Origin of the sequence: Streptomyces roseolus (assembly GCF_014649855.1) — a bacterium.
In the GTDB taxonomy this organism is placed as follows: domain Bacteria; phylum Actinomycetota; class Actinomycetes; order Streptomycetales; family Streptomycetaceae; genus Streptomyces; species Streptomyces roseolus.
Map to the genome: position 1 here is coordinate 45,533 of NZ_BMTV01000042.1, position 7,549 is coordinate 53,081.

Sequence of the window (7,549 nt, forward strand, 5' to 3'; positions counted from 1 at the left end):
CGCTCAGCGGCCCCCGCCCCCCGCCGCGAAGCGCTCCGGAACCGTCACTGGAGGCGGATTCCGAGCGCCGTCTGCACCAGGGCGGCGTGCAGCCGCACCGAGAGCTGCGCCAGGTCGGCGGCCGTCTCCTCGGCGTGCGCCCGGGTCTGCGGGTTGCGGTGCCGGCGCAACGGCGCCACGACCTGCTCGATCAGCCCGGCCTCCCGGTCCGCGGAGGCCTTCACGCCCCGCAGGTGCCGGGGCTCGAGCCCGAACCGGCCGAGGTCGGCGACGATCCTGGCGACGGTGACGCTCTCCGGGTCGTAGCCGCCGCCCTCGCTCTCGGCGATCAGGCCGTACGACTCCCACTCCGTCAAGTCGGCGTCGGTGACCCCGGCGGCGGCGACCAGCTCGGCCCGGCCGAGGCGCGCCGCGGTCGGCCGCTCGCCCGCCTCGTCGTCCACCGGACCGTCGAGCAGCCCGTCCAGCAGGTCACGGCGCCGGCCGGGGACCGGGAGCTTCACCTGCTCGCCCCGGGCGAGCGCGTCGAGGTGCTCCCGGATGACCTTCAGCGGAAGGTAGTGGTCCCGCTGCATCCGCAGGACGGCGGCGAGCCGCTCCACGTCCTCCGGGCTGAACTTCCGGTACCCGGAGGCCGTACGGCGCGGCTCGACGAGCCCCTCGGCCTCCAGGAAACGGATCTTGGAGATCGTCACTTCGGGAAACTCGTCCCGCAACTGGGTCAGCACGGTGCCGATACTCACCAGCCGGTCGCCCGCGGTGGCGGTGCCGGATCCGGCACCGCCCGTCGGTGTTCGCACCATGGACCTTTCCTGAAGGTTCTCCGCCAGGCGTGTCAGACGCCTCGCTGGCTCGCGTAGAAGACCAGCCGGTACTTGCCGATCTGCACTTCGTCGCCGTTGTTGAGCACCACGTCGGTGTCGATCGGCTCGCGGTTGAGGTAGGTGCCGTTGAGGCTGCCCACGTCGGCGACGGTGAAGCTGCCGTCCTGGCGCCGGCGGAACTCCACGTGCCGCCGGGAGACCGTGAAGTCGTCCAGGAAGATGTCGCTCTGCGGGTGCCGGCCGGCCGTCGTCAGCTCGCCGTCCAGGAGGAAGCGGCTGCCGGAGTTCGGACCGCGGCGCACGACCAGGAGCGCGGAGCCCGGCGGCAGCGCCTCGACGGCCGCGAGGGCCTCGGGGGACAGCGCCGGCATCGCGATCTGGCCGGTGGTCTCCGCGTCGTACGCCTCCAGACCCGAGATCGAGATCGTCGACGTCGTCTCGGAGGGACGCTCGGCGGCGACCCCGCCCCGCAGCGGCGTGCCGCAGTGGGAGCAGAACCGGCTGTCCGCCGTATTGCGGTGACCGCACCTCGTACACACCGGCATGGACGCGTCCTCCTGCCGCGGCTGCCCCGCGGAGGTCTGGGTCGCGTACGGATCGGGGGTAAACCCTCCACCCGTACTTGAGGTCGATGGTTCACCGAAACCTATGCGCGCGGCACCGGCGGGGTCAACAGACGACGCGCCCTGACCACCGACCTCGTCACGGAAGAGCGGGCGCTCGCCGCCCTGCTCCTCGCTCTGGGCGTGGCGCGGCGCGCGGTGCCTGGCGTTGCCGCCGTCCTCGCGTGCGCTCTTGCCGAACAACTTCGCAAACAACTTCACGGGCGATTCCCCTTGACCGAAACAGACCCGCCCGTGGGGCAGGACGAACCGAGATCCATCACACCTGCCGACCCGGACACCTTCACAACGTCCGTATCCTCCGGACAGTTTCCACCACGCACCACCGTTGTGGTGCGCCGACCCCCCGCAACGCTCCAGCCCATGTCGCGGGACCCCCCGCCCCCTCTCTCACGGGGAGGACGACCGAGCGTAGTCAGGCCGCTTCGCGGGTCGCAAGGCGTCGACGACGATCTTCGCCGACCGCTCCACCGTGGCCGTGGCCTGCTCCTTCTCGAGGGTCTGGACGACTCCACCGGGGATGTTGAGCGCGGGCTCGAGATCCTCGGGCTTGCCGATGACCTTGAAGACGTACGGAGCGGTCACCGGCGTTCCATCGATCCGCATGTCTTCACCGCCACCGGTGAAATAACTGTTGGCGACCACGCGCACGCCGTCGACCTGGATCGCCTCCGCACCGGCCGCCCGCAGCTCCTGGATGGCGTCGAGCAGCATGTCGGACTCGACCGCGCCGACCGGGTCGGTCACGGTCAGTGTGATGCCCGGCCCCTCGGCCGCCACCGTGCCGGCCAGGATGCCGAGCTGCCGCTCCTTCTCCTGCGTCTGCCGGCGGGCCTCCTCGGCCTGGTCGGAGCTGGACTCCAGCTCCGACCGCTGCTTCTCGAGGCGCGCCTTCTCGTCCTCCAGGCGCTGCGTACGGTCGTCGAGCTCGTCGAGGATCCGTACGAGGTCCTCCTGCCGCGCCCCGCGCAGGGCGCTGCCCTCGCTGGTCGAGGAGACCTGGATGGCGAGGCCGAAGCCCAGGCAGGCGAGCAGCAGCGCCACGACGAGCTGGGCCCGCGTGACCCGCGGCGGCCACAGGGCGTCCGCGAGCCGCCGACGGCCGCTCGGCGCCCCGGCAGCCGCTCCCTCGCCCGGGGCGGCCGCAGAGGCCGCGGGAGCGCTCTCACCGCCCTCCACGGCCGGCGCCACCGGCTTCTCGGGCGTCGCGGGCTTCTCGGGCGTCGCGGGCTTCTCGGGTGTCACGGGCTTCGCCGGCGTCCCGGGCACGACCGGCGTCTCGGGCTTCGCCGGCGTCTCGGGGGTCTCCGGCTTCTCGCCGCCCTCTTCCGGCTTCTCGTTCGGGTTCACACTCATCGGCCTCACGCCCGGAAGACATGGCGGCGGATCGCGGCCGCGTTGGAGAAGATCCGGATGCCGAGCACGACGACGACACCCGTGGAGAGCTGCGCGCCGACGCCGAGCTTGTCGCCGAGGAAGACGATCAGCGCGGCCACGACCACGTTCGACAGGAAGGAGACGACGAAGACCTTGTCGACGAAGATCCCGTCGAGCATGGCCCGCAGGCCGCCGAAGACCGCGTCGAGGGCGGCGACCACGGCGATCGGGAGATAGGGCTCGACGACCGCCGGGATCTCGGGCCGGACCAGCAGTCCCGCCACGACTCCGACGATCAGGCCCAGTACGGCGATCACGATGTTGCCTTCCCCTTGTCGGCCGTGGCGCGTCCGGAGGGCGTCGCCGCCCCGGCCCCCCTCGGCTCTGCTGTACGTACGATCAGGCTCGGCGCGGCCGGCAGGCTCAGCGCGCCCTCGACCGAGATGCTGCTGCGGATCCCGAAGTTCTCCACCAGCGCGTGCAGGTACTGCCCGTCGGCGCTGTCCTGGAAGGCCGTGCTCAGCCGCTGCCCGTCCCCGACCGCGAGGACGGTGTAAGGCGGCACGAGCGGCCGGTTGTCGACGAGTACGGCGTCACCGGCGGCCCGGATCGCGGAGAGCGTGGTCAGGCGCTGGCCGTTGATCGACACGGCTTCCGCGCCGGACTCCCAGAGCCCGTTGACCACTCGCTGCATGTCGCGGTCGCGCACCCGCCCGGTGTCGGAGAAGCCGGCGCTCTCACGCGGCCCGCCGCCCCCGCTGTCCGACCCCTTGGCGTCGTCGACGACGAGCTTCACCCCGGGGCCGTGCACGGCGGTGGCGCCGGAGAGCAGGGCGACCAGTTCCGCCTGGTCGCCGCCGTGCTGTTCGAGCGCCGCCCGCTGCCGGTCGCCGACCTCCTGGCGGATCCGCTCGACGTCCCGCTCCAGGCCGTCGGCCGCCGCGTTCTCGTCCTCGATCCGGTCGATGAGCTCCTGCCGCTCCTTGGCGACGACGGGGGCCGAGACACGGGCCTCGGCGGCGCCCACCGTCACCACGGCGGCGGCCAGCACCAGACCGGCCGCGAGCCCCAGCTTGGCCCGCAGCGGCTTGGGCAGGGCGCCGCCCTCGGCCTTGCGTCGCGCGGTCGCCTCCGCGTACCCGTCGTCCAGCGCGTGGTCGATGACGTTGTTCAGCAGCGACATCGACGCGTCCGGGCGCGGGGGCGGAGAACCGGTGCTCCGAACGGGGGGCTGCTGCGACATGCCGCACATCGTCGCACGTCGCACGCCCTACCGCCGAATGGCCCCCGGGAAGGGCCGGGCGGCGCCACGAGGACGCCGCCCGGCCGCGCTCCGCCTTGCCGTCAGCGGCCCGCGCTCTCGACCACCTGCGCCCACTCGTCGAGCAGCGCCTGCGCGGAGGTGTCGTCGGGCCCCTCCGCCCACAGATGGGTGACGGCCTCCGCCGGGTCCGGCAGCACCATCACCCACCGCCCGTCGGCCTCCACGACCCGCACGCCGTCGGTGGTGTCCACCGACCTGCTGCCGGCCGCCTCGACGACCCGCCGCATGACCAGGCCCTTCACCGCCCACGGCGTCGCGAGGTCCCGCTTGATCACGTGCGCCCGCGGGATCCGGGCGTCGATCTGGCTCAGGGTGAGCTGCGTCCGCGCCACGAGCCCGATGAGCCGCACGAAGGCCGCGGCCCCGTCGAAGACGCTGCTGAACTCGGGCACGATGAACCCGCCGCGCCCGTCCCCACCGAAGATCGTCGACTCCTGCCGGCCGACCCGCGTCAGGTCGTCGGGCGAGGTGGTGGTCCACTCCACCTGGGTGCCGTGGTACGCCGCCACCTGCTCGGCGATGCGGGTCGTGGTCACCGGCAGCGCCACCCGGCCCGACCGCCGCTCGGCCGCCACCAGGTCGAGCATCACCAGCAGCGCCCGGTCGTCCTCGATGATCCGTCCCCGTTCGTCGACGAGCGACAGCCGCTCGCCCACCGGGTCGAACCGCACTCCGAACGCGGCCCGCGCCGACGCCACGATCTCCCCGAGCCGTACGAGCCCGGCCCGCCGCCGTTCCACGGACTCGGTGGGCCGCGACTCGTCGAGCCCGGGGTTGATGGTCAGCGAATCCACCTGGAGCCGTCCGAGCAGGCTCGGCAGGACGAGCCCCGCGCTTCCGTTGGACGCGTCCACGACGACCTTGAGCCCGGCTTCCGCGATGCCGGTCGTGTCGACGTTCCGCAGCAGGGAGCCGGTGTACGAGTCGAAGACGCTCGCCGGGAACGACAGGTCGCCGATCTCTCCGGGGAAGGCACGCCGGTACTCCTGCCGCGCGTACACCCGGTCCAGCTTCCGCTGTCCCGCCTGGGACAGGTCCGCGCCCCGCTCGTCGAAGAACATGATGTCGACGGAGTCCGGTACTCCCGGGGAGGTGCGCACCATGATCCCGCCGGCGCTTCCCCGCGCGGTCTGCTGGCGGGCCACCGGCAGCGGCACGTTCTCCAGGTCGCGGACGTCGATGGCACTGGCCTGGAGCGCCGAGATGACGGCTCGCTTGAGGGCACGCGCGCCGCGCGAGTGGTCGCGCGCGGTGGTGACGGTGGAGCCCTTCTTCAGCGTCGTCGCGTACGCGCCCGCCAGCCGCACGGCCAGCTCCGGGGTGATCTCGACGTTCAGGATCCCCGTGACGCCGCGCGCCCCGAAGAGGTGGGCCTGGCCGCGGGACTCCCAGATCACCGAGGTGTTGACGAAGGCACCGGCCTCGATGGTCTTGAAGGGATAGACCCGGACGTTGCCCTGCACGATCGATTCCTCACCGATCATGCACTCGTCGCCGATGACGGCGCCGTCCTCGATCCGGGCCGCCCGCATGACGTCGGTGTTCTTGCCGATCACACAGCCACGGAGATTGCTCTGCTGCCCGATGTAGACGTTGTCGTGGACGACCGCCTTGTGTAGGAAGGCCCCGGTCTTGACCACCACGTTGGAGCCGATGACGCTGTGCTCCCGGATCTCGGCGCCGGCCTCGACCTTGGCGTAGTCGCCGATGTACAGCGGCCCGCGCAGCACCGCGTCGGGGTGCACCTCCGCCCCCTCGGCGACCCACACGCCGGGCGAGATCTCGAAGCCGTCGATGTCGACCTGGACCTTGCCCTCGAGCACGTCGGCCTGCGCCTTGACGTAGCTCTCGTGGGTGCCGACGTCCTCCCAGTAGCCCTCGGCGACATAGCCGTAGATCGGCTTGCCTTCCTTCATGAGCTTCGGGAAGACGTCACCGGACCAGTCGACGGGGACGTCGGCTTCGACGTAGTCGAAGACCTCGGGCTCCATCACGTAGATGCCCGTGTTCACGGTGTCGGAGAAGACCTGCCCCCAGGTCGGCTTCTCCAGGAAGCGTTCGACCTTCCCTTCCTCGTCGACGATCGTGATACCGAATTCCAGCGGATTCGGCACGCGCGTCAGGCAGACGGTGACGAGGGCGCCCTTCTCCTTGTGGAAACGGATCAGGTCGCTGAGGTCGAAGTCGGTGAGGGCGTCCCCCGAGATCACGAGGAAGGCGTCGTCCTTCAACGCCTCCTCCGCGTTCTTCACACTGCCCGCTGTGCCGAGCGGCTTCTCCTCGTTGGCGTACGTGAGCTCCATTCCGAGCTCCTCGCCGTCCCCGAAGTAGTTCCTGACGAGCGACGCTAGAAACTGCACGGTGACGACGGTCTCGTTGAGACCGTGCCGCTTGAGCAGTCGCAGGACGTGCTCCATGATCGGCCGGTTCACCACCGGCAGCAGGGGCTTGGGCATGCTCGAGGTCATGGGGCGAAGGCGGGTTCCTTCGCCACCGGCCATCACGACGGCCTTCATGTCGGAAGCGTCCTCCTTGAAGAGACGACGGTCCTGCCGGCCGAACCAGTTCGGTCACTGGGCCTCGGACGCCCTCGTTACTGCCGGCGACGTTGCACGGCACGGGGCGGACGGGCTCAATCGGCCGCGGTATCCGCCTTCACGAGTCGGCGGACCTGGACCACGTAGAGGATCCCTGCCCACCAATACAGAGTTGTACCCCAAACAGCGAAAGCCCATCCGAAAACTTCAGCGAGTGACGCCAGCCATCCGTTTCCGTCACTGAGAAGCAGCAGCGGGAAGGCGTACATGAGGTTGAAAGTCGCAGCTTTCCCGAGGAAGTTCACCTGCGGCGGCGGGTAACCGTGCCGGCGCAGGATTCCCACCATGACGAGCAGCATGGCTTCTCGCGCCAATAGCACGGCGGTCAGCCACAGTGGCAGGATCTCGCGCCAGGTGAGGCCCACCAGCGTGGACAGGATGTACAGCCGGTCCGCGGCGGGGTCCAGCAGCCGGCCGAGGCTGCTGATCTGGTTCCACTTCCGGGCGAGCTTGCCGTCGAGGTAGTCGCTGACACCGCTGAGCATCAGCACGAGCAGCGCCCACACATCGCTGTTGGGCCCGCCGAACTCCGGCCGGAGGATGAGCCACAGGAACAGCGGCACGCCGAGAAGCCGTGCCATGCTGAGAATGTTGGGGATGGTGAGGACCCGGTCCGTCTGGACCTCGGTCTCCTGGACCTCCACCCGGGGGCCTCCTGCTGGGAACCGTACCGACGTTGACCCCTGACCTTACCTCCCACCACGGCCGGCCCTGCCCACAGGGTCGGCCGTGAACGCGGAAAAGCCCCGCACCACAAGGGTGCGGGGCTTTCCCACAATAATTGTTCGGCGGCGTCCTACTCTC

At 70.7% G+C, this 7,549-nt stretch carries 7 protein-coding genes; all 7 read right to left on the bottom strand.

Annotation, left to right across the window (positions count from 1 at the left end; genetic code table 11):
• Window positions 1–44: 44 nt before the first annotated feature.
• A complete protein-coding gene (gene ftsR / locus IE245_RS33485) occupies window positions 45–803 on the bottom strand; it encodes a transcriptional regulator FtsR (protein ID WP_189954608.1) in 759 nt (252 codons plus the stop codon).
• A gap of 32 nt (window positions 804–835) precedes the next feature.
• Window positions 836–1,756: an FHA domain-containing protein gene (locus IE245_RS33490; RefSeq protein WP_189954619.1), complete on the bottom strand. Its 921-nt coding sequence runs from the start codon at window positions 1,754–1,756 to the stop codon at window positions 836–838.
• A gap of 81 nt (window positions 1,757–1,837) precedes the next feature.
• Window positions 1,838–2,803, bottom strand: a complete 966-nt coding sequence (locus IE245_RS33495; RefSeq protein WP_189954610.1) for a DUF881 domain-containing protein — start codon at window positions 2,801–2,803, stop codon at window positions 1,838–1,840.
• 5 nt (window positions 2,804–2,808) lie between these two features.
• Window positions 2,809–3,141 (bottom strand): small basic family protein, encoded by a 333-nt coding sequence (locus tag IE245_RS33500; RefSeq protein WP_030492461.1) that lies wholly within the window; start codon window positions 3,139–3,141, stop codon window positions 2,809–2,811.
• Window positions 3,138–4,067 carry a DUF881 domain-containing protein gene (locus IE245_RS33505; RefSeq protein ID WP_229851933.1) on the bottom strand — a complete coding sequence of 310 codons (930 nt, stop codon included), beginning with the start codon at window positions 4,065–4,067 and terminating at the stop codon, window positions 3,138–3,140. The genes IE245_RS33500 and IE245_RS33505 overlap by 4 nt, the downstream gene beginning before the upstream one ends.
• A 101-nt stretch (window positions 4,068–4,168) precedes the next feature.
• On the bottom strand, window positions 4,169–6,664 hold the full coding sequence (locus tag IE245_RS33510; RefSeq protein WP_189954612.1) for a mannose-1-phosphate guanyltransferase: 2,496 nt from the start codon (window positions 6,662–6,664) through the stop codon (window positions 4,169–4,171).
• 116 nt (window positions 6,665–6,780) lie between these two features.
• Window positions 6,781–7,389 (bottom strand): cardiolipin synthase ClsA, encoded by a 609-nt coding sequence (gene clsA / locus IE245_RS33515; protein WP_189954614.1) that lies wholly within the window; start codon window positions 7,387–7,389, stop codon window positions 6,781–6,783.
• Window positions 7,390–7,549 lie beyond the last annotated feature (160 nt).

Coding starts and splice junctions, on each gene's coding strand:
- ftsR (WP_189954608.1), bottom strand. CDS start 803: ATGGTGCGAACACCGACGGGCGGTGCCGGATCCGGCACCGCCACCGCG.
- IE245_RS33495 (WP_189954610.1), bottom strand. CDS start 2,803: ATGAGTGTGAACCCGAACGAGAAGCCGGAAGAGGGCGGCGAGAAGCCG.
- IE245_RS33505 (WP_229851933.1), bottom strand. CDS start 4,067: ATGTCGCAGCAGCCCCCCGTTCGGAGCACCGGTTCTCCGCCCCCGCGC.
- IE245_RS33510 (WP_189954612.1), bottom strand. CDS start 6,664: ATGAAGGCCGTCGTGATGGCCGGTGGCGAAGGAACCCGCCTTCGCCCC.